The sequence below is a fragment of the Ferdinandcohnia jepli genome (assembly GCF_047246645.1).
Lineage (GTDB): Bacteria > Bacillota > Bacilli > Bacillales > Bacillaceae_L > Ferdinandcohnia.
Genome location: NZ_JBFOKR010000028.1, coordinates 1 through 22,253 on the forward strand (window position 1 = coordinate 1; position 22,253 = coordinate 22,253).

Here is a 22,253-nt window from a genome sequence, read left to right on the forward strand (position 1 = left end):
GAAGCCGACCACCGGACACGGAAGTTAAGCTTCGGCGCCGATGGTAGTTGGGGCATTGCCCCTGTGAGAGTAGGACGCGCTAGGCACGAGAGAAAGACCAGTTGGTGACTGGTCTTTTTTGTGTTAATAAAAAGGTTTTAATGTAACTGGTGTTTTCTATTATGTTTTGATTATGTACTATAGCCTGGAAAGATTGTTAAAATGCATAAGTTTTGATTAACGTGCACAAATTTAATATAACGTGCATAAAACCAAAATAAAATCACAAATTTGATTTAACGTGCATAAATTCCAAATAACATGCATAAGTTGTGATCTAAGCGATTTATCTCACCCTTTATTATAACAACTGACGAGGAAGTTACGGAGATCTTCGATACTTGGAGACTAAATTAATTAAAATCACCTTTAGTAATAACGAAAAAGAGTAAAAAGGTAACTTCTCCCCAGTATTTTATGAACCTACGCGTAAGTTATTTTCTTATCGTTAGGAGACCAGCTAAAATTAGGCTGGCCTTTTTAATTTTAACTAGATACCGACCTAAAAATTGCTAAAAACCGTAAATCTCAATTAAAAACCGTAAATCCGAATTAAAAACCGTAAATCCGAATTAAAAACCGTAAATCTCAATTAAAAATCGTAAATCCAAATTAAAAATCGTAATGCTCCCAAAACCAATCATACATAAGCGGAAAACCCCATACAAAAGAATAAAATTAGTTATTTCCAATAAAAATCAATACCAAACCCCCTCAAAGGTATCCCTCAATGCAACTGTGCCTGACTTTTTAGTAAAAAGCCCTTCTCTAAGAAACTCCCTCTCCAAATATCCTGAGAAACCACCCAATAAGTTAGTACAAATTTAAAGTTCAAACCCTGCTATTAATAATCCTCACCCTCACCAAACAAGACATACACAAACTAGCTACTCATATTCATAGATTACTAAAGATGTACTGTTCTTTATTTTTAAAATTGTGTATACATTTTGTGGTATTCGGAAAGAATGTGTGTATGGAGGTGGAGGCAGTGAGTTCACTGGCAAATATAAAGAATATTGGGGAAACGTGTATTATATGTGAGCAAGAGAAACATAGAGGCATACACCTTTATACAAGATTCATATGCTTGGATTGTGAGAAAGATATAATCCATACAGAGACAAATGATCCAAAGTATCAGTATTACTTAACAAAATTAAAAAAGGTGTCAACACCGGAGATATATTCATAGTTTTGTATGGACCTAGTATAGGTCCATCTTTTTGTTTTATAATAAGGAATAAATACAGCGGAAGGTTACCTTATATGAATCAACAAAATACACCTTTATTTAATGCACTCAGCAATCATTCAAAAAGACTGACAATATCGATGCACGTACCAGGGCATAAGTATGGACAAAACTTTCCAAGCTTTGGACTTGATTATTATGAAAAGCTTCTACAGATAGATGCAACAGAAATTTCAGGGTTAGATGATCTTCATGATCCTGAAGGGGTGATATTAGAGGCGGAACAGTTAACCGCAAATTTATATGGGGTTGAGAGAAGTTACTTTCTTGTAAATGGCTCAACAGTTGGCAACCTAGCAATGATTTTATCTGTATGTTCTCAGAATGATATTGTACTTGTCCAACGAAATTCTCATAAATCCATTTTAAACGGGCTAAAGCTATCTGGAGCACGCCCGATTTTTTTAAGCCCTGAGTTTGACGATGAAGCTCAAGTAGCCTCTTTTGTTTCTTATGATACTGTTAAAAGAGCTTTGAGTGAGTATCCGAATGCAAAAGCAATTATTTTAACTAGCCCAAACTATTATGGAATGAGCAATCCTTCAGAACTTGCAGGCATCATCGAACTTGCTCACCTTCATAAAATCCCTGTTCTTATCGATGAAGCTCATGGAGCACATTTTATAGTAGATGGGTTCCCTCCATCTGTTATTACCTTAGGAGCAGATATTGTTGTCCAATCTGCACATAAGACCCTCCCAGCAATGACAATGGGATCTTATTTACACTGGAATAGCAAGTTACTTTCGAAAGAGTCAGTAGAAGTATATTTACGAATGCTGCAGTCGAGTAGCCCATCATATCCAATAATGGCTTCTCTTGATTTGGCTAGATATCATCTTGCTAACTATAAAAAAGAAGGAACTACACAAATTATTGAGAAGATATTACGGTTTAAGGAAGAATTGCTAAAGATTCCTCAAATTACCGTGATTGAATCCCAAAAAACGGGAGTTCACACCGACTCATTAAAAATAACAATACAAAGTCAGTGTAAGTACAACGGGTATCAGTTACAAAGTTTGTTTGAGGAAGTCGGGGTCTTTACGGAATTAGCAGACCCAAACAATGTGTTATTTGTTTTACCATTAACGGAAGCTGTTGACTATGAAGAAGTAGTTAACAAAATTAAAGGACAACTTCAAGGATTTAAGGTAGAAAAGAAACGTTTTAGACAACAAACGAACTTATCAGAAAAAATTACGACTCTTCCTATTTTCTATAATGAGATTAAAGGGTACAATAAGAAGGTTGTTTCCTTTAAGCAAGCCGTAGGAAAAATTTCCGGAGAAATGATTGTGCCATACCCACCAGGAATACCAATTCTTATGGAGGGTGAGCGTATTACAGAAGGGCATATTGAATTACTATCTACATATATAGACTCAGGAGCACGGTTTCAAGGTGGCGACATGGAAAGTAGATTGATTACTATACTAGAATAGTAGACCATGACGACTACAAATTACTTTCTTATGAGTATGCAGCATAAGAGTGAAGTGAAGGAGATTGAGCAGTGTGGCAGGGTATTTTATAACATTTGAAGGACCTGAAGGAGCAGGTAAAACAACTATTTTAGGAATTCTTCAAAAAGAGTTAATAAAAAAAGGGTATGACGTTGTTTCCACAAGAGAACCAGGTGGAATTGATATAGCAGAACAAATTAGATCGGTTATTCTTGATCGAAATAATACAAAGATGGATAGTCGGACCGAAGCGTTACTATACGCAGCTTCAAGAAGACAGCATTTAGTTGAAAAGGTTATCCCAGCTTTGGAAGCAGGAAAAGTTGTTTTATGTGACCGTTTTATAGACAGCTCATTAGCATATCAAGGCCATGCACGAGAGCTAGGTATTGATGAAGTTTTATCTATAAATGAGTTTGCTATTAATGGTCTGATGCCAAGTCTTACTTTATTCTTTGACATAGATCCTGCAAAAGGATTAACAAGAATCGGTAAAAATGATTCTCGTGAAGTAAATCGGTTAGATCTAGAAAATATGAATTTTCATCAGAAGGTATACGAAGGTTATCACCTCTTAGCGGAGCGTTTTAATGAGAGGTTCCGTAAAGTAAATGCTGAAAATTCACTTGAAATAGTTACCAGTGAAGTATTGCAAATTATTGAAGAACATCTTAAAAGTAAATAAGAATGGATTAATTACCTCAAAAGTCTGATGATTTTTGAGGTTTTTGTTTTCGTTCTGTCTATACTTGTTATAGAATAGAAACAACTAAATGGACAAAAGCACAAACAGTTACCAAATTTCGTAATATGAAGTAATGGGTAATTAGTGATAAAATATAAGGAGGCAATATGATGAAGCTAGTTGTTGCAGTTGTACAGGATAAAGACAGCAACCGATTATCACAAGCGTTAGTTGAGCACAATTTTCGTGCAACAAAACTTGCTACTACAGGCGGGTTTCTGAAATCTGGAAACACTACATTCTTAGTGGGTACAGAGGATATACGGGTAAATAAGCTACTGGATATCATTAAGGAAAATTGTAAGCATCGTGATCAACTAATCGCACCTGTTTCACCTATGGGAGGAAATGCTGATTCTTTTGTTCCGTTTCCTGTGAAAGTAGAAGTAGGTGGAGCGACCGTTTTTGTTTTACCAATTGATCAGTTTCATCAATTTTAAACGTCTAAAAGGTGTTCACTCATGAAAATAAATCAAGATGTACGTGTAAATATAGATAAAAACAAAGCGCAACTTACTGGTAAGGTACAAGAAAACACTAAATTTAGTAAGTTGGTTCATCAACAAGAAAATAAGCTTCATATGGAGCAACTTACTAAGCTGTTAGCTGAAATTGACTTTGCCGGTGATCGGTTATCTCGCTCACAAACTTTTAAAGACTTCGCTGCCTATAAATCTCTTGTAAAGAGATTTATACATGAGGCGGTTGAATATGGGATGGATATCAAGCAATCTCATAGCTGGAATTCGAATGGGCAAAGTAGGACACATAAGTTAGTAGAAGAAATTGATAAAGAGTTAACAAGTATAACAAAAAGCATGGTCGAACAAGAAAAGGACTCTATAAATATTCTTGGTAAGGTTGGAATTATAAAAGGCCTTTTAATAAATCTGTATACGTAAGTGAGAGTGTGATATGTGATGGAAAAGACATGGGAGCAGCTTGAGGAATATCAACCAATGGTTTTAAAAATGGTTGGAAATAGTCTAAAAAAGAATCGAGTGGCCCATGCCTATTTATTTGAGGGTAGTCGAGGGACTGGGAAAAAAGAGGTTGGTTATCTCTTAGCTAAAAGCCTTTTTTGCCTCAATCCAATCGACTATAAGCCATGTAATGAATGTGCAAATTGTCGAAGAATATCCTCAGGAAATCACCCTGATGTTCATTTAATTGAACCAGATGGGCTGTCCATAAAAAAATGGCAAATCCAGGCCCTACAAGAGGAATTTTCGAAAACAGGTGTGGAATCAAACCAGAAAATTTATATTATTAAAGATGCTGATAAGATGACTGCTAATGCAGCGAACAGTTTATTGAAATTCCTAGAAGAACCAAATAGCCGAACTGTCGCAATTCTTTTAACTGAGCAACTTCATCGCATATTAAATACAATTCTTTCTAGATGCCAGGTATTATCTTTTAAACCATTAGCACCTAAGGTAATATCCCAACAGCTAATAGAAGAAGGGATTTCACCTGCAGTTTCTTCGCTTGTTGCACATACAACAAACAACCTGGAAGAAGCACGCACATTAAGTACGGACACTTGGTTTGGACAGTCCCGTACGTTAGTGATACAATTATATGAAATACTGAATACAAGACCAACCAATGCATTCTTTTTTGTACAGGATCAGTGGCTTCCTCATTTTAAAGAAAAGGAACAACTTGGATTTGGTTTAGATATATTATTGCTAGTTTATAAAGATTTATTATATATTCAGCTAGGGAATGATCAAAAAGTTGTATTTCATGACCAGATTGATAGCTTTAAACAGTATGCACTACAAACGTCGAGTAGACGAATTAGTGATCAGATAACCGCAGTATTAGAGGCGAAGCGTCGTCTCCACACCAACATGAATCCACATTTGTTAATGGAGCAATTGGTAATAAAGTTACAGGAGGGATTAAAGCTTGTATGATGTAGTTGGTGTACGCTTTAAAAAAGCGGGTAAAATATATTACTTTGACCCAAATGGCTTCACAATTCCTGATGGCGAGTATGTTATTGTCGAGACAGTAAGGGGAATTGAATTTGGAAAAGTTGTTATAAATAAAAAACAGGTTGACGAAAATGATATCGTTCTACCTTTAAAGAAAGTGATTCGCATTGCGGACACGAAAGATAAATTGATAGTTGAAGAAAATAAGTATGCTGCAAAAGAGGCCTATGATGTATGCCTTGAAAAAGTAGTTGAACATAGCCTTGATATGAAGCTAGTCGATGTGGAATATACATTCGACCGAAACAAAGTTATTTTCTATTTTACTGCAGATGGACGAGTTGACTTCCGAGAATTAGTAAAAGATTTAGCCGCTATTTTCCGTACGAGAATTGAGCTTAGACAAATAGGAGTACGTGATGAGGCGAAAATGCTTGGAGGAATAGGTCCTTGTGGAAGAATGCTTTGTTGTTCAACCTTCTTAGGTGATTTCGAGCCTGTTTCAATTAAAATGGCAAAGGATCAAAACCTTTCATTAAATCCTACTAAAATATCAGGTTTATGTGGTCGATTAATGTGCTGTTTAAAATATGAAAATGATGAATATGAAAGTGCTAAAGAACAGCTTCCAGACCTTGGTGATGTAATTGAAACAACAAGTGGCACTGGAAAAGTTGTGGGTCTTAATATTCTAGAACGTGTTTTACAGTTAGAATTAGTCGGTCGCGAACGTGTTGTCGAGTATACGTGGGAGGAACTACTAAAAGAAGGAGCGATTTCGATTCAAGCCACAGAATAACGAGGTGGAGTACGTGGACAAAAAAGATATTTTTGAATCTGTTAGTAGTATGGAGAAACAAATAGGAAATCTATACACTCAACTAGGAGAATTAAAAGAGCATCTTGGACAATTACTTGAAGAGAATCATCATTTGCGAATGGAGAATGACCTTTTACGTCGTCGACTAGACCAATCCATTTCAAAAAAGAAAACTGAGAAAGCTAGTAAAACCACACAAGAAGCAAAGCAACTTGATATTGGTGAAGGATATGATAATTTAGCCAGACTCTATCAAGAAGGCTTCCATATTTGTAATGTGCATTATGGTAGTGTTCGTACAGATGGTGACTGCTTATTCTGTCTATCTTTTTTAAATAAGAAGTAGTGAAGAGAACCTTTCCATCTGGGAGGGTTTTTTCATTTTTTTCAAAAAAGCATTATAATAAGAAGATAATAGTGAGGAAAGGGATAAGGAATGACTGAATTACATAATGATGAACGATTAGACCACTTACTTGCAGAAAACTTACGAATAATCCAAAGTCCATCTGTATTTGCGTTTTCTTTAGATACAGTTTTATTAGCCAGGTTTGTGTATGTCCCAATACAAAAGGGAACTATCATAGATCTTTGTACGGGTAATGGTGTTATTCCTTTATTATTGAGTCAACGAACAAAAGGGACAATAACAGGTGTTGAAATACAAGAACGTATCTATGATATGGCAAAAAGAAGTATAGATTATAATCAACTCCAAGACCGATTATCCATTATACATGGAGATATAAAGGACATGCCTGCCCAACTTGGACATGGAAAGTATGATGTTGTAACCTGTAATCCTCCATATTTTCCAACACCGAAAACCGAAGAGATGAATAAAAATGAACATTTGGCTATTGCCAGACATGAGATATTTTGTACATTAGAAGATGTTGTACGAGTAAGTAGTCAATTGGTGAGGCAAGGAGGAAAGGTTGCGTTTGTTCATCGTCCAGGAAGGTTATTGGATATTGTAACGCTTATGAGGCAATACCGTATTGAACCTAAGCGTCTTCAATTTGTTTATCCAAGAATGGGAAAAGAGGCAAATACGATTTTAATTGAAGGTATAAAAGATGGTAATGCAGATTTAAAGATTCTACCGCCGCTTTATGTATACAATGAAAAAAATGAGTATACCAAAGAATTAAGGAAGATTTTGTATGGAGAAGAATAAACATTATCTTTATGTTGTTGAATGTAGGGATGGTACATATTACGCAGGCTACACTACTGACGTAGAACAACGAGTTAGAAAGCATAATGAAGGTAAAGGGGCTAAGTACACGAGAGGAAGAGGTCCTGTTACAGTACGTTATGTGAGGGAGTATGAAACCAAAGGAGAAGCTCTACGTGCAGAGTATCGTTTTAAGAAGCTAAATCGTCCAGAGAAGGAACGAGTAATGGCTATGGAAGGTGAGGAGCAGTATGTGGCAGCAAAAAAGCTTTCAAGCAAGTTATGAATATGGCACCCTTTATTTAGTGCCAACACCTATCGGTAACTTAGAGGATATGACGTTTCGGGCAATAAAGATATTAAAAGAATCTGCAGTAATTGCTGCTGAAGATACACGGCAAACAAAAAAGCTATGTAATCATTTTGAAATAGATACCCCCGTTATTAGCTACCATGAGCATAATAAGCAAGTTAGTGGAGATAAAATAATTGGAATTCTACAAGAAGGAAAAGATGTAGCATTGGTGAGTGATGCAGGAATGCCAACGATTTCTGATCCTGGCTATGAGCTTGTTGTTGAAGCAGTTCAACGACAATTTTATGTAGTACCTCTACCTGGTGCAAATGCTGCGTTAACATCGCTTATAGCTTCAGGTGTAACAACTCAACCATTTTACTTTTATGGATTTTTAGATCGTCAGAAGAAGGAAAAACGTAAACAATTAGAAAGTGTTAAGCATATACAAGCAACGCTTATCTTTTATGAGGCGCCGCACCGATTAAAAGAAACTTTACAGATTATGCTAGAGGTTTTAGGTAACCGCAAAATTACCGTATCAAGAGAGCTAACGAAGAAGTTTGAAGAGTTTATTCGTGGAGATTTAGAACAGCTTCATACGTGGGCAAATGAAGATACAATACGAGGAGAATTCTGTTTGGTGGTCGAAGGTTCTTTACAAAATGTTGAAATAGAGGCTGAACAGTGGTGGGAAGAATTATCAGTAATTGAACATGTTAACCATTATATCGAAAAAGAGTCAATTTCATCAAAAGATGCTATTAAAAAGGTAGCAAAAGACCGAAATATACAGAAAAGAGAAGTCTATCAAGAATATCATGAGATATAAAAAAAGCTTCTCAATTGAGAAGCTTTTATCTATTACTTTGCAGTAGCAAGGTTAGCTTGAAGTTCTTGAAGAATTTGTTCAGCACCTTCACGGCTTAGAATAATTTTACCATTAGCAAGTGTAAAGTTATTGTCTGAAACTTCACCAGTGATATGGCAAGTCATATTTGGCTTATATTTTTTAAGGATGATTTTATCATCATCAACATAAATTTCTAGTGCATCCTTTTCAGCGATGTCTAATGTACGACGAAGCTCAATAGGAATTACAACTCGACCTAGTTCATCAACCTTACGAACGATACCTGTAGATTTCATATTTATATTTTCTCCTCTCAAAACTCTTATATTTCTCTCTTTATCGTCAATTTTCGACAAAATGCTTACGTGTTTATAATATCAACATTTCCAATAAACGTCAATCGTTTTTCCACACAATTTATATAAAAAATGTATAAACATGTAAATCAATGTCTTATAACAGCAGGGTTTCTACAAAAATACCTGTCTTCGATCTTTGAATTTATTGCCATTTTCTGTACCATAATAGGCAAATGGAATTTTCGTTTTTTCGACAAAATTCTACATTCTCCTTAAAGATTTTGTCGATAATGAAATTTTTAATGATAAATTATCATAGTGGCATATTAGAAGAGTATTTCATAAATTGACATACAACCTGTTTTTTAGGTATATTTTGTTGATATAATAGGAATAGATGGTTAATAATGTCTTGCTCCAGGTATTTATAAGAGGAGGTCTATCAATGACTCAAGAAAATAAAACATTTTACTTAACAACGCCCATTTATTATCCAAGTGGGAAATTACATATTGGACACGCGTATACAACTGTAGCTGGAGATGCTATGGCTCGTTATAAAAGACTACGTGGATATGATGTAATGTTCTTAACAGGAACTGACGAACACGGGCAAAAAATACAGCGCTCTGCTGAAGATAAAGGTGTATCCCCGCAAGCATATGTAGATGAAATTGTAGCGGGAATTCAAGAGTTATGGCAAAAGCTTGAGATATCCTATGATGATTTTATTCGTACAACAGAGACACGCCATAAAGAAGTTGTAGAGAAAATTTTTAAACAGCTTGTTGATCAAGGAGATATTTATTTAGATCAGTATGAAGGATGGTATTGTACACCTTGTGAATCTTTCTATACAGAAAGACAGTTAGTAGATGGAAATTGTCCAGACTGTAACCGCCCTGTAGAGAAAGTGAAAGAAGAGTCTTACTTCTTTAAAATGAGCAAATATGTGGACCGCCTTCTTCAGTATTATGAAGAAAATCCGAGCTTTATCCAACCGGAGTCTAGAAAAAATGAAATGATTAATAACTTCATTAAGCCCGGACTTGAGGATTTAGCAGTATCAAGAACTACTTTTGATTGGGGAGTAAAGGTTCCTGGAGACCCAAAGCATGTTATTTATGTATGGATTGATGCATTATCTAACTATATTACAGCGTTAGGTTATGGGACTAATAATGATAGTAAGTATCTGAAATATTGGCCTGCTGATGTACATTTAGTTGGAAAGGAAATTGTTCGTTTCCATACTATTTATTGGCCGATTATGCTAATGGCACTAGACTTGCCATTACCAAAGAAAGTATTTGCGCACGGTTGGTTATTAATGAAGGATGGAAAAATGTCTAAGTCAAAAGGGAATGTAGTTGACCCTGTTACATTAATTGACAGATATGGACTAGACGCTCTTCGTTATTACTTATTGCGTGAGGTTCCATTTGGAGCGGATGGTGTATTTACTCCTGAGGGCTTTGTAGAAAGAATTAACTTTGATCTTGCGAATGACTTAGGAAATCTTCTTAACCGTACAGTTGCAATGGTACAACGATATTTTGAGGGAACCGTTCCAACATATGATGGCAGTAAATCAGAATTTGATACTCAACTTGTAAATTTTGCTTTTGATACGGTATCAAAATATGAAGAAGCAATGGAGAATATGGAGTTTTCTGTAGCACTAACATCTCTATGGCAATTCATAAGCCGTACAAATAAGTATATTGATGAAACACAGCCATGGGTTGTAGCTAAAGATGAGGCGAAAAAAGATGAACTAGGTTCGATTATGAGCCATTTAGCAGAATCACTACGTTTTTCAGCTGTTATGCTTCAACCGTTTTTAACTAAGACACCTGGTCAGATTTTCGAACAGCTTGGTTTTAATGATGAATCCTTAAAAACATGGGATAGTTTATCTGAGTTTGGCGTAAAACAAGAAGGAATCCAAGTGACGAAAGGGAATCCGATCTTCCCACGCCTTGAGATTGCAGACGAAGTAGAGTATATAAAAAATCAAATGCAGGGCGGAACTAAAAAAGAAGAGCCTGTACAAGAAATAGAGCAAGCTGAAGAAATAACGATTGATGATTTTATGAAGGTTGAACTTCGTGTTGCAGAAGTCTTGCATGCGGAACCTGTTAAAAAAGCAGATAAACTCTTAAAGCTTCAGCTAGACTTAGGGTTTGAAAAACGGCAAGTAGTTTCAGGTATTGCTAAATATTACACTCCAGAGGACTTAGTAGGGAGAAAGGTTATTTGTGTGACAAACCTTAAGCCTGTAAAACTACGCGGTGAATTATCTCAAGGAATGATTTTAGCGGGTTCAGTTGACGGAAAGCTTTCATTAGCAACGATTGACCAAAGCTTACCAAATGGTGCAAAAGTAAAATAAAATGGAGGGGACAGATACCAGTCTGTCCCTTTTACATAGAAATAAAGGGGATTTAACCATGTTGATCGATACACACGCTCATTTAAATGCCATTCAGTACCAGGATGATCTTGAAGAGGTCATTGAAAGAGCCCAGGCAGAAGGGGTTTCTACAATTGTCGTAGTAGGCTTTGATAGAGAAACAATTACGCGAGCTATTGAATTGGCAGACCAATATGAATTTATATATGCCACTGTAGGTTGGCATCCAGTTGATGCAATTGATATGACAGATGAGGATTTGAAATGGATTGAAGAACTATCAGCGCATCCTAAAGTAGTAGCTTTGGGAGAAATGGGCCTAGATTATTACTGGGACAAGTCTCCAAAGGATATACAAAAAGAAGTTTTCCGAAAACAAATAGCTTTAGCGAAAAAAGTAAAATTACCAATAATTATTCACAACCGTGAAGCTACAGCCGACATAGTCGAGATTTTACAAGAAGAAAATGCTAGCGAAGTTGGGGGCATCATGCATTGCTTTACAGGTAGTCTAGAAGTTGCGAAGCAGTGTATGGACATGAACTTTTATATTTCGTTTGGTGGACCGGTTACTTTTAAAAATGCCAAAAAGCCTAAGGAAGTAGCCGCTGAAATTCCATTAGATCGCTTACTAATTGAAACGGATTGCCCTTACCTTACCCCACATCCATTCCGTGGAAAAAGAAATGAACCAAGCTATGTTAAATATGTAGCAGAGCAACTTGCAGAGCTAAAAGGTACTACTTTTGAAGAAATAGCACAAAAAACATCCGACAATGCAAAAAGATTTTTCGGCATAAACTGATAGTAAATTTTGTCAAGAAGTAGGACTACTTGTCCAATAATGAGTGAGTTAGAAAAAGTTCTACAAGTCTCCTTCTCGTCATACTATAGCTTTGTCGATAACTTAATCTTCCTTTTTAAAATTGACTCTTGCATAATATTGAATACGGTCAGGTTGAAAAGGGGTGGGGTTGACAGAATCTTAGTTACTATCATATAATCCACGTGAGAGAAGGAGGCGTTTTTCATTTGTTTAAAAACATGAAAAAACTGTTTTCCGAGTCAAAAAACAAAAAGAGATTAATAGTCTCTATAAGTAGTTTTCTAGTGTTTGCTGTAGCAGGAACAGGCTACGCTGCATATGAGACTACAAAGGATACAGTTACTCTAACATTAAATGGTGAAGAGCAAGTTATTAGGACGCACGCAAAAACTGTTGCCGAGGTCTTACAAGATCTAGAGGTTGAAGTTAGTAAACATGATGAACTAACACCCTCAATGGATACGGTTATTAAGGATGACATGAAAGTGTCATGGATAGCAGCCATTCCAGTTGAAATTGTAATAGATAACCAGTCTCAAAAGGTTTGGACAACAGATAAAACGGTAGACGCCCTATTCAAGAATCAGAATATAGAAGTTTCCGAGCATGATAAAGTCAATCCTGGACTAGATGCCAACTTAAAAAAGAACATGAAAATTGTTGTAGATAAGGCATTTCAGTTGACGTTAAATGACGGCGGTACTGAACAACAGATTTGGTCAACTTCGACTACTGTCGCTGACTTTTTAAAGAGTCAAAAGGTAACACTAAATGAATTGGATCGAGTAGAACCAGGAATGGAAGAGACGATTACAGCTGATAGTGTTGTAAACGTGGTGCGCGTAGAAAAAGTCACCGATGTAGTGGAAGAATCAGTTGCCTATGCGGTTGTTAAGAAGAAAGATAGCAACATCGATAAAGGCAAAGAAAAAGTTGTAAGTGCCGGTGAAGAAGGTAAAGTAGCTAAGCACTATGAAGTTGTTCTTGAAAATGGTAAAGAAGTCTCGAGAAATCTAATTAAAACTGAGACATTAAAGGATAGCAAAGAGCGTGTTGTTGCTGTTGGTACAAGAGAAATAGTACAACAAGTATCTCGTGGTACAGGGAACGGAAACGTAGTAAAAGAGTTCTATGTATCTTCAACTGCGTATACTGCATATTGCAATGGCTGTTCAGGTTATACTGCAACTGGTATTAATCTAAGAGCAAATCCAAATGTAAAAGTTATTGCTGTTGATCCAAGTGTCATTCCTTTAGGAACAAAGGTATATGTTGAAGGATATGGCTATGCGATTGCTGCTGATAAGGGTACAAATATCAAAGGTAACAAAATTGATGTATTTTTCCCTGAAAAGTCGCAAGCATACCGTTGGGGTCAACGAAAGGTTAAAATTCAAATACTCGATTAATGCAGAGGATACATATCCTCTGTTTTTTTGTTCATTATGAGTAAGAGTGGTAAAGCAGATGGATCGATTTTTATGTAAGAAACATTTTTGTTATAATAATGTAATATTTGTATCTATATTGTTAGACGTAGAAAATCATGAAAGGTTTCATAAAAAATGAAAAAAATTAAGGAAATAATTGTAGTTGAAGGTAAGGATGATACAGTAGCCATTAAACGGGCTGTTGATGCTGATACAATTGAAACAAATGGTTCAGCTGTAAATAAAGAAGTACTAGAACGAATAAAGCATGCTCAAGAGGTTCGCGGAGTCATTGTATTTACAGATCCCGACTACCCTGGTGAAAGAATTCGTAAGATAGTTGCGAATGCAGTTCCAGGATGTAAGCACGCCTTTCTACCTAAAACTGAAGCAATTGCAAAATCAGGTAGAAAGATTGGGGTTGAACACGCTTCCCCAGAATCGATACGCCGAGCGTTAGAATCAGTTAAGCAGGAAATGGAGGATGTAACAACTGAAATTGAATATGATTCATTGTTGCATGCTGGTTTAATTGGAGGAAGTAAGGCGAGAGAACGCAGAGAAAAGCTAGGAGTCATCTTGAAAATTGGTTATACTAACGGAAAACAATTATATAAGCGACTGCAGATGTTTCAAATTTCAAAGGAAGCCTTTGATAAAGCCGTCGCGGACGTGTTACAGGGGGAAAAACAAAGTGAATAAAGATATAGCAACGCCAATTAGAACCCGTACAATACTTGAAAAACATGGATTTTCCTTTAAAAAAAGCTTAGGGCAAAACTTTCTAATTGATACGAACATCCTACATAGAATTGTTGATCATGCAGGAGTGTCGGAAGTAACAGGAGCAATAGAAATAGGCCCTGGTATTGGTGCATTAACTGAACAACTAGCTAAAAGAGCAAAGAAGGTAGTTGCTTTTGAAATTGATGGTCGTCTCTTACCAATCCTTGCAGATACATTATCTCCCTATCCAAATGTAGAGGTTATCCATCAAGATGTGTTAAAGGCAGATGTACAATCAGTTATTAATGAAAAAATGAATGATGTAGAAGAAATAATGGTTGTTGCTAATCTCCCATATTACGTAACAACTCCAATCATCATGAAGCTGTTAACAGAGAAACTCCCGCTTCGAGGTATAGTTGTAATGCTTCAGAAAGAGGTTGCAGACCGCATATCCGCCGAGCCGGGGACAAAGGATTACGGATCACTATCTATCGCCATACAGTACTATACGACGGCAGAGACGGTCATGACAGTCCCTAGAACTGTGTTTGTACCACAACCGAATGTCGACTCAGCGGTTATTCGATTGCTTAAAAGAGAAAAGCCTGCGGTAGAGGTTGAAAATGAACAATTCTTTTTTGATGTTGTTCGTGCAGCTTTTGGACAGAGACGGAAAACAATCTTAAATAACCTTACAACGAACCTTCCAAACGGCAAGGAACAAAAAGCTGTTATTGAAGACTGCTTACAAACTGCAGAAATTGATTCAAAACGACGTGGGGAAACATTATCGATTGCAGAGTTTGGAAGACTAAGTGATATTTTATATAAAACGTTAAAAATGTAGAGGCCGTCAGTGGCCTTTTTTTAATGCAATAAAATATGGCCTGGAATTGCTAAAAACCATAAATCTGGTTTAAAAATCATAAATCCGAATTAAAAACCGTAAATCTGGATTAAAAATCATAAATCCGAATTAAAATCCGTAAATCTGGATTAAAAATCATAAATCGGAATTAAAAACCGTAAATCTGGATTAAAAATCATAAATCCGAATTAAAAACCGTAAATTTAGATTAAAAATTATAAATCCAATTTAAAAATCGTAAATCCAAAATAAAAAACATAAATCCATTTGTAATCCCACCACTGAGTTTAAACAATGTTCGGCCATAAAATCAGCGAATAGGGCTAAGGTAAGAGATTTTTGATAAAATGAAGCAAGGCTAAAGCCCATATACCGGTTTTTAAGCATCAAGACTACTAAACCTACCACTTATATGTGAATGACAGTCTAAAGCAGCTAACTAACCTTATAATCACATCTCTACGCATGGAGATATGAGTTTGTAGTTTCTCTTTTCAACTATAAGCATTCTATTTGTCATTTATTAGTGGCAAATACACAAACTTCAGCGCCTGACACTCAAATACCATTACTTAATCCACTCACCACTTCCAGAATATCTGCATAGGCTAGGAAGTAGGCATCTAATGTAGGGATTTCACCTCGAATTTGGAGTGGGTACGGATGGAAATAAAAGTAGGCGACATAGTAGCCCGTAAATCGTATAATTATGATCTATTATTTAAAGTTATTGAGGTACAAGATAAACAAATTGTCTATTTATATGGTGAGGAAGTAAGGCTTATTGCTGATGCTCCTTATGATGATGTAGTAATCATTGATGAAAGAGAAAAACAGAAAAGACAGTTAGTTGAACGAGAAAGAGTTGATAATTCGTATAGACTTTTTCGCCAAGATTACCAATTAATTAGGCAGAAAAATGAATATCATGCTACAAACGGCTATACAAATGAACAGGAATTCTTTCAAATTCCAGGTAGGGTATTGCATATTGATGGAGATCCAAATTATTTAAAAAAGTGTTTGGATTTATATGAGAAAATCGGTATACCTGTTTATGGGGTGCATTGTCATGAAAAAGAAATGCCTGAGAGAATAGATGAATTATTAAATAAATATAGACCAGACATACTGGTTATTACGGGCCATGATGCATATTCAAAATCAAAAGGAAAAGTAACAGATTTGAAAGCATATCGACATTCTAGGCATTTTGTTCAAACTGTTCGACAGGCACGAAGGAAAGTTCCTCATTTAGATCAACTAGTCATTTTCGCTGGAGCTTGTCAATCACATTTTGAGTCATTAATCCGCGCAGGTGCCAACTATGCTAGCTCTCCGTCAAGAGTCAATATTCATGCACTTGATCCGGTGTATATTGTAGCAAAAATTAGTTTTACTCCTTTTGATGAGAGGATTAATGTGTGGGATGTATTGCGCAATACGTTAACTGGAGAAAAGGGTCTTGGAGGAATTGAGACAAAAGGGGTACTACGAACAGGTATGCCATATCAAAAACATAGCGAGATAGAATAGAGAGATACTGTCGGAGATCCGGTAGTATCTCTTTTGCTTTATAGTTGCTAGTGGTGTCTATAAACGTAATTACCGATTAGACATTTACCAGATGATTAAGGAGGTTACTGAAAAAGAACTAAATTTTTTTAGAAAAAAAGATATATGAGAAAAGTGTCGACTTGAACAAATCGTAATTTATATACATAAAAGTAAAAAAAATGTACAAAATATTGTTTGTGAAGTGAAAAATTTGTAGGAAAAAATACATTGACAAGTATTTTGTATCATTGTTATAATTTTAGTTTTATGTTTGACTAATAGTTGTTTATTTGGTATACTAGGAATAGTGAGGTGGAGTAATATGGCAAAAACTTTGCACGATATTAAAAGGTCTTTAGATACTAATTTAGGTAAGCGACTTACGTTAAAAGCAAATGGTGGTCGAAGAAAGACGATTGAGCGCTCGGGTGTGCTCGCAGAAACGTACCCCTCTGTATTTGTGATTGAATTAGATCAGGATGAAAACTCCTTCGAACGTGTTTCGTATAGTTATGCAGATATTTTAACTGAAACCGTTCAATTAACCTTCTTTGATGAAACAACTGGGAGAATTGCGATAAGTGGGCAGTAGACATTGGTTTGCTGCTTTTTTATTTTGTCCAAAAAGAGTAGTCCACAAGCAACTTTTGATATAAAAGTATACAAAAGGTACCCTTCAAATAAAATTTCACAAAAATTCACAGCCTATTTGTTTAAAATAGGGTGATTAGGATAAAACTTGATTATATAACTACTCACTTTCTTTCAAATACTAATATTGTCGTAGGTATATGAAAGGGGTTGTCTCTATTGGGAAGACGTCGAGGTATCATGTCTGAAGGCTTCAAAGAGGAGCTTGCAAAAGAGTTAGGTTTTTACGATACTGTAAAAAGTGAAGGCTGGGGTGCAATTCGGTCACGCGATGCCGGAAATATGGTGAAGCGGGCAATTGAACTTGGACAGCAACAGCTTGCCAATAAGATGAAAAACCAATAAATGAATTTCTTCTACGGCGCCGAAGCATTTTTGCTTCGGCTTTCTCTATATATAGAAGCTGATAAATGGTCTTCTTACCGACATGTTTGATTAGTAAAAAAAATACATTTTGTAGGGGTGGGACGACTACTGGTTAAACTTTCACTTTATGGTACAATGTCAATATTGAACTACGTTAAAAGCAGGTGTTTTCATGAAATTATTAGTAAAAGCCCCAGCAAAGATTAACTTGGCACTTGATGTGTTACATAAGCGACCAGATGGTTATCATGAGGTTCGTATGGTCATGACAACAATTGATCTTGCAGATAGGCTAGAGTTATCGGAGTATGAAGGGGATGAAATCAAGGTTATCTCTCATAACCGTTTTGTACCGGATGACAGTCGTAATTTAGCCTACCAGGCAGCAAATTTATTGAAGAAACGATATGGCGTAAAAAAAGGTGTGGTCATTTCAATTACGAAGACTATTCCTGTTGCAGCAGGTCTAGCAGGTGGAAGCAGTGATGCAGCAGCAACTCTTCGAGGTTTAAACAAGTTTTGGGGATTAGGCCTTAGTTTAGATGACCTTGCTACCTTAGGAGCAGAAATTGGCTCAGATGTATCATTTTGTGTGTACGGTGGCACTGCATTGGCAACAGGTAGAGGTGAAAAAATTACACATATCGAAGCACCTCCGCATTGTTGGGTAATACTCGCAAAACCAACAATAGGTGTTTCAACAGCTGATGTATATCGAAACTTATCGCTAGATCATATAAAACATCCTGATGTAGATGGTATGATTCAAGCGATTGAGAGTAAGGATTTTGAGGGTATTTGTAACCGGGTAGGAAATGTCCTGGAAGATGTTACATTGAAGCTTCATCCGGAAGTAGCTCACATAAAGGAACAAATGAAGCGATTTGGGGCAGATGCGGTACTAATGAGTGGAAGTGGTCCAACTGTGTTTGCACTTGTACAAAGAGAGTCTAGAATGCAGCGTATTTATAATGGGTTACGTGGATTCACAGACCAGGTTTATGCTGTTCGCTTGCTAGGTGAGCGAAATACGGTTGAATAAATACGTATATTAGTGGTATATTATCAGTAAAATATTCGGATTTTGGAGGTATACCATGAAGTTTCGAAGAAGTAGTAGGCTTGTTGATATGACAAATCATTTACTTTTGCATCCTCAACATCTTGTGTCACTATCCTTTTTTGCTGAAAAGTATGATTCTGCTAAATCCTCCATTAGTGAGGATTTAACCATTATTAAACAAACGTTTGAACAGCAAGGGATCGGAACCTTAGTTACAGTAGCGGGTGCAGCAGGTGGTGTCAAATTTATTCCTTTAGTGGGAGAAGACGAGGCCAAAGAAGTAGTAAACGGACTTTGTGATGTTATTGCAAATCCTGATCGACTTCTACCAGGGGGATATTTATATCTTACAGATATCCTTGGGGATCCAAGGGTTGTAAATAAGATAGGGAAAATTTTCGCGTCTATTTATGCAAATCGTGAAATAGATATTGTTATGACTGTAGCTACTAAAGGAATACCTTTAGCCTATGCTGTTGCCTCCTTTTTAGATGTTCCTGTAGTAATTGTAAGGCACGATAGTCGGGTTACCGAGGGTTCTACAGTGAGTATTAATTATGTGTCCGGATCAACCAAACGAATTCAAACAATGGTTTTAGCTAAGAGAAGCTTAAAGCAAGGAGCAAATGTACTCATCATAGATGACTTCATGAAAGCTGGCGGAACGATTAATGGGATGGTTAACATCCTCGAGGAATTCAACGCTAACCTAAAAGGAATTGGTGTGTTGGTAGAGTCTGAAGGTGTTGAAGAACGACTAGTTGATGAGTACATTTCGTTGGTGAAGTTAACGGATGTAGATGTAAAAGAAAAACAAATAAAGGTCACAGAGGGGAATTACTTTTCATATTTACATAATATTAAAATTGAAGACGAGGTGGAGGAAGAATAATGAAAACTGTTCAAACAAATCTTGCGCCACAGGCAATTGGTCCTTATTCACAAGGAATTGTAGTAAATAATATGTTTTTTAGTTCTGGACAAATACCATTAACACCTGAGGGTGAATTAGTTGGTGGGGGAATTAAAGAGCAGACAGAACAAGTATTTAAGAATCTTCAAGGTGTTTTATATGAAGCGGGTGCATCTTTAGAAACAGTAGTAAAGGCTACTGTGTTTATTAAAAACATGGATGACTTTGCTGAATTGAACGAAGTATATGCTAAGCACTTCCCTGTACATAAACCAGCACGTTCGACTGTAGAAGTAGCAAGACTTCCAAAGGATGTACTTGTCGAAATAGAGGTTATTGCCTTAGTAAAATAAGACGTATTTTTACCAATATTCTGTTCATTCACAAAAAAGTATGAATTTTTTTAAAAAATTATTTAATATTTAGCAGGAAATTAGGATTTTCCGTTGAATATGAATAACTAAGTTTTTATCTTGGGAAAAGGTGGTGAACAGAATGGAAGTAACAGACGTGAGATTACGCCGCGTAAATACCGAAGGCAGAATGAGAGCGATTGCATCAATCACTTTAGACCATGAATTTGTGGTTCATGATATTCGTGTAATTGATGGAAATAATGGCTTATTTGTTGCAATGCCAAGCAAACGCACTCCAGACGGTGAATTCCGCGATATCGCTCATCCAATTAACTCTAGCACACGCGGGAAGATTCAAGATGCCGTTTTAGCTGAATATCACCGTTTAGGCGAGTTAGAGGTTGAGTTTGAAGAAGCAGGAGCATCCTAAAAAGTAAATACATCAAAGAGCCTACGTCAAAGTTTAGGCTCTTTTTATTTTCTCCGAATTAAAAATTCTGCAAAAATTCCTCTATTAAAAAACATCATTTTTTAAAATTCCAAGAAAAATATTGAGTACTTCTATTAGTTTCCTTGAAATAGGTCTCTTTTTAAGATATATTCGTAATGGATAAAAAGGTTAACTTTATTGCTTGAGTCTCTCACTTTTAAAAGTGGTGGATCATGCAAAAAAATAATACATGTGACTTGATAAAGTTAACGCCTCGTGTAAGAGTCTCGATTTTTAAATATTATATTTCGGAAAACGGGCATACCTTCACTGAGGTGAATTTGATTTGGAGGCTTGGAAATGACAAATCGATACGGCATAATTTTAGCCGCAGGACAAGGAACACGTATGAAATCAAAGCTATACAAGGTCCTACATCCTGTTTGTGGTAAACCGATGGTACAGCATGTAGTTGATCAAATTTCTATGCTTTCTTTGTCGAAGCTAGTTACGATCGTTGGACATGGAGCGGAAAAAGTACAAACACAAATTGGCGATAAAAGTGAGTATGCGCTACAAGAAGAACAACTTGGCACTGCACATGCTGTTATGCAAGCAGCTTCGGTTTTAGAAAATGATAAAGGTGTAACACTAGTCGTCTGTGGAGATACCCCACTTATAACTGCTGAAACAATGGAAGCTTTAGTGATACAGCACGAAAAAGTAGGCGCAAAAGCAACCATTCTTACTGCAATTGCAGAAGATCCTACAGGATATGGAAGAGTTGTTCGTGATTCTAGTGGACATGTAGAACGTATCGTTGAACATAAAGATGCAAGTGACGAGGAACGTACAATTACTGAAATAAATACTGGCACTTACTGCTTTGATAATGAGGCATTATTTGAAGCACTAAAGCATGTTGATAATGAAAATGTACAAGGTGAGTATTATTTGCCGGATGTTATTGAGATACTTAAAAATAAAGGTGAAGTAGTATCAGCTTTCATAACAGTTTCATTTGATGAAACTCTAGGAGTAAATGACCGAGTTGCTCTATCTCAAGCAGAAAAGCTTATGAAACAACGAATTAATAAAAGACATATGGTGAATGGTGTAACAATTATCGACCCGGAAAATACATACATCTCCCCTGATGCACTAATTGGACAAGATACAATACTTCATCCTGGTACTGTACTCCTTGGCGAAGTAGAAATTGGTTCAGACTGTGAGATTGGACCACATACAGAGATAAAGAATTGTAAAATTGGAGAAAGAACGGTAATTCGTCATTCTGTTGCACATGATAGTAATATTGGAAATGATGTAGCAATTGGACCGTTTGCTCATATTCGTCCTGCTTCTATGATTAGTGATGAAGTGAAAATAGGTAACTTCGTTGAGTTGAAAAAAGTTACCTTTGGTAAAGGAAGTAAAGCCTCTCACTTAAGTTATATCGGCGATGCAGAAGTGGGCTCTGATGTAAATATCGGATGTGGCTCCATAACAGTAAACTATGACGGTAAAAATAAATTCTTAACTAAAATTGAAGATGGCGCATTTATTGGCTGTAATTCAAATTTAGTTGCACCTGTTACAGTTGGAAAAGGTGCATATGTAGCAGCGGGATCTACGATTACAAACGAGGTACCAAGTAACGCTCTTTCTATTGCTCGCGCACGTCAAGTAAATAAAGAGAACTATGTTGAACGTATAAATCAAAAGAATAATTCCTAATTGGAGGTCA

Annotated in this window: 25 protein-coding genes; 24 read left to right on the top strand and 1 reads right to left on the bottom strand. The window is 36.3% G+C overall.

What is annotated here, in order from left to right; all coding sequences use genetic code 11:
* Window positions 1–1,015: 1,015 nt before the first annotated feature.
* From AB3M96_RS21885 to rsmI, 11 genes are all read left to right on the top strand, one after another.
* Entirely contained in the window at window positions 1,016–1,234 is a 219-nt protein-coding gene (locus AB3M96_RS21885; protein ID WP_412969734.1) for a sigma factor G inhibitor Gin, read from the top strand.
* A gap of 74 nt (window positions 1,235–1,308) precedes the next feature.
* Complete coding sequence (locus tag AB3M96_RS21890; RefSeq protein WP_412969735.1) at window positions 1,309–2,739, top strand: aminotransferase class I/II-fold pyridoxal phosphate-dependent enzyme; 1,431 nt, start codon at window positions 1,309–1,311, stop codon at window positions 2,737–2,739.
* Between the two features lie 73 nt (window positions 2,740–2,812).
* A complete protein-coding gene (tmk, locus tag AB3M96_RS21895) occupies window positions 2,813–3,445 on the top strand; it encodes a dTMP kinase (RefSeq protein WP_412969736.1) in 633 nt (210 codons plus the stop codon).
* Between the two features lie 170 nt (window positions 3,446–3,615).
* Entirely contained in the window at window positions 3,616–3,945 is a 330-nt protein-coding gene (locus AB3M96_RS21900; protein WP_412969737.1) for a cyclic di-AMP receptor DarA, read from the top strand.
* 21 nt (window positions 3,946–3,966) lie between these two features.
* On the top strand, window positions 3,967–4,407 hold the full coding sequence (locus AB3M96_RS21905) for a YaaR family protein (protein ID WP_412969738.1): 441 nt from the start codon (window positions 3,967–3,969) through the stop codon (window positions 4,405–4,407).
* 18 nt (window positions 4,408–4,425) lie between these two features.
* Window positions 4,426–5,430: a DNA polymerase III subunit delta' gene (holB, locus tag AB3M96_RS21910; protein ID WP_412969739.1), complete on the top strand. Its 1,005-nt coding sequence runs from the start codon at window positions 4,426–4,428 to the stop codon at window positions 5,428–5,430.
* Complete coding sequence (ricT, locus tag AB3M96_RS21915) at window positions 5,423–6,250, top strand: competence/sporulation regulator complex protein RicT (protein WP_412969740.1); 828 nt, start codon at window positions 5,423–5,425, stop codon at window positions 6,248–6,250. The genes holB and ricT overlap by 8 nt, the downstream gene beginning before the upstream one ends.
* A gap of 13 nt (window positions 6,251–6,263) precedes the next feature.
* Window positions 6,264–6,617, top strand: coding sequence for a DNA replication initiation control protein YabA (yabA, locus tag AB3M96_RS21920; RefSeq protein ID WP_412969741.1), 354 nt, complete (start codon window positions 6,264–6,266; stop codon window positions 6,615–6,617).
* A 90-nt stretch (window positions 6,618–6,707) separates the two neighbouring features.
* Complete coding sequence (locus AB3M96_RS21925) at window positions 6,708–7,451, top strand: tRNA1(Val) (adenine(37)-N6)-methyltransferase (protein WP_412969742.1); 744 nt, start codon at window positions 6,708–6,710, stop codon at window positions 7,449–7,451.
* Window positions 7,438–7,737: a GIY-YIG nuclease family protein gene (locus tag AB3M96_RS21930; protein ID WP_412969743.1), complete on the top strand. Its 300-nt coding sequence runs from the start codon at window positions 7,438–7,440 to the stop codon at window positions 7,735–7,737. The genes AB3M96_RS21925 and AB3M96_RS21930 overlap by 14 nt, the downstream gene beginning before the upstream one ends.
* Window positions 7,703–8,578, top strand: a complete 876-nt coding sequence (gene rsmI / locus AB3M96_RS21935) for a 16S rRNA (cytidine(1402)-2'-O)-methyltransferase (RefSeq protein WP_412969744.1) — start codon at window positions 7,703–7,705, stop codon at window positions 8,576–8,578. The genes AB3M96_RS21930 and rsmI overlap by 35 nt, the downstream gene beginning before the upstream one ends.
* Window positions 8,579–8,610: 32 nt before the next feature.
* Here rsmI and abrB read toward each other — a convergent pair whose 3' ends face one another.
* Entirely contained in the window at window positions 8,611–8,895 is a 285-nt protein-coding gene (gene abrB / locus AB3M96_RS21940) for a transition state genes transcriptional regulator AbrB (protein ID WP_412969745.1), read from the bottom strand.
* Window positions 8,896–9,343: 448 nt separating this feature from the next.
* On the opposite strand from abrB, the gene metG reads away from it, so the two are divergent.
* The 13 genes from metG to glmU all read left to right on the top strand — a co-directional run bounded on the left by metG (window position 9,344) and on the right by glmU (window position 22,243).
* Window positions 9,344–11,293: a methionine--tRNA ligase gene (metG, locus tag AB3M96_RS21945; RefSeq protein ID WP_412969746.1), complete on the top strand. Its 1,950-nt coding sequence runs from the start codon at window positions 9,344–9,346 to the stop codon at window positions 11,291–11,293.
* A gap of 58 nt (window positions 11,294–11,351) precedes the next feature.
* Window positions 11,352–12,119, top strand: coding sequence for a TatD family hydrolase (locus tag AB3M96_RS21950; RefSeq protein ID WP_412969747.1), 768 nt, complete (start codon window positions 11,352–11,354; stop codon window positions 12,117–12,119).
* Between the two features lie 227 nt (window positions 12,120–12,346).
* Window positions 12,347–13,549 carry a resuscitation-promoting factor gene (locus AB3M96_RS21955; RefSeq protein ID WP_412969748.1) on the top strand — a complete coding sequence of 401 codons (1,203 nt, stop codon included), beginning with the start codon at window positions 12,347–12,349 and terminating at the stop codon, window positions 13,547–13,549.
* Window positions 13,550–13,705: 156 nt separating this feature from the next.
* Window positions 13,706–14,272, top strand: a complete 567-nt coding sequence (rnmV, locus tag AB3M96_RS21960; RefSeq protein WP_412969749.1) for a ribonuclease M5 — start codon at window positions 13,706–13,708, stop codon at window positions 14,270–14,272.
* Window positions 14,265–15,146: a 16S rRNA (adenine(1518)-N(6)/adenine(1519)-N(6))-dimethyltransferase RsmA gene (gene rsmA / locus AB3M96_RS21965; RefSeq protein ID WP_412969750.1), complete on the top strand. Its 882-nt coding sequence runs from the start codon at window positions 14,265–14,267 to the stop codon at window positions 15,144–15,146. The genes rnmV and rsmA overlap by 8 nt, the downstream gene beginning before the upstream one ends.
* A gap of 684 nt (window positions 15,147–15,830) precedes the next feature.
* Window positions 15,831–16,703: a sporulation peptidase YabG gene (gene yabG / locus AB3M96_RS21970; protein WP_412969751.1), complete on the top strand. Its 873-nt coding sequence runs from the start codon at window positions 15,831–15,833 to the stop codon at window positions 16,701–16,703.
* 343 nt (window positions 16,704–17,046) lie between these two features.
* A complete protein-coding gene (veg, locus tag AB3M96_RS21975; protein ID WP_412969752.1) occupies window positions 17,047–17,316 on the top strand; it encodes a biofilm formation stimulator Veg in 270 nt (89 codons plus the stop codon).
* Between the two features lie 218 nt (window positions 17,317–17,534).
* Window positions 17,535–17,720, top strand: a complete 186-nt coding sequence (locus tag AB3M96_RS21980; protein WP_412969753.1) for a small, acid-soluble spore protein, alpha/beta type — start codon at window positions 17,535–17,537, stop codon at window positions 17,718–17,720.
* A 193-nt stretch (window positions 17,721–17,913) separates the two neighbouring features.
* Window positions 17,914–18,783, top strand: coding sequence for a 4-(cytidine 5'-diphospho)-2-C-methyl-D-erythritol kinase (ispE, locus tag AB3M96_RS21985; protein ID WP_412969754.1), 870 nt, complete (start codon window positions 17,914–17,916; stop codon window positions 18,781–18,783).
* 55 nt (window positions 18,784–18,838) lie between these two features.
* The gene (gene purR / locus AB3M96_RS21990; RefSeq protein WP_412969755.1) at window positions 18,839–19,696 is read left to right on the top strand and encodes a pur operon repressor; all 858 of its coding nucleotides are present in this window, start codon (window positions 18,839–18,841) and stop codon (window positions 19,694–19,696) included.
* Window positions 19,696–20,070, top strand: coding sequence for a RidA family protein (locus AB3M96_RS21995; RefSeq protein ID WP_412969756.1), 375 nt, complete (start codon window positions 19,696–19,698; stop codon window positions 20,068–20,070). The genes purR and AB3M96_RS21995 overlap by 1 nt, the downstream gene beginning before the upstream one ends.
* Window positions 20,071–20,212: 142 nt before the next feature.
* The gene (spoVG, locus tag AB3M96_RS22000) at window positions 20,213–20,503 is read left to right on the top strand and encodes a septation regulator SpoVG (protein WP_026562422.1); all 291 of its coding nucleotides are present in this window, start codon (window positions 20,213–20,215) and stop codon (window positions 20,501–20,503) included.
* A 360-nt stretch (window positions 20,504–20,863) separates the two neighbouring features.
* Complete coding sequence (glmU, locus tag AB3M96_RS22005) at window positions 20,864–22,243, top strand: bifunctional UDP-N-acetylglucosamine diphosphorylase/glucosamine-1-phosphate N-acetyltransferase GlmU (RefSeq protein ID WP_412969757.1); 1,380 nt, start codon at window positions 20,864–20,866, stop codon at window positions 22,241–22,243.
* Window positions 22,244–22,253 lie beyond the last annotated feature (10 nt).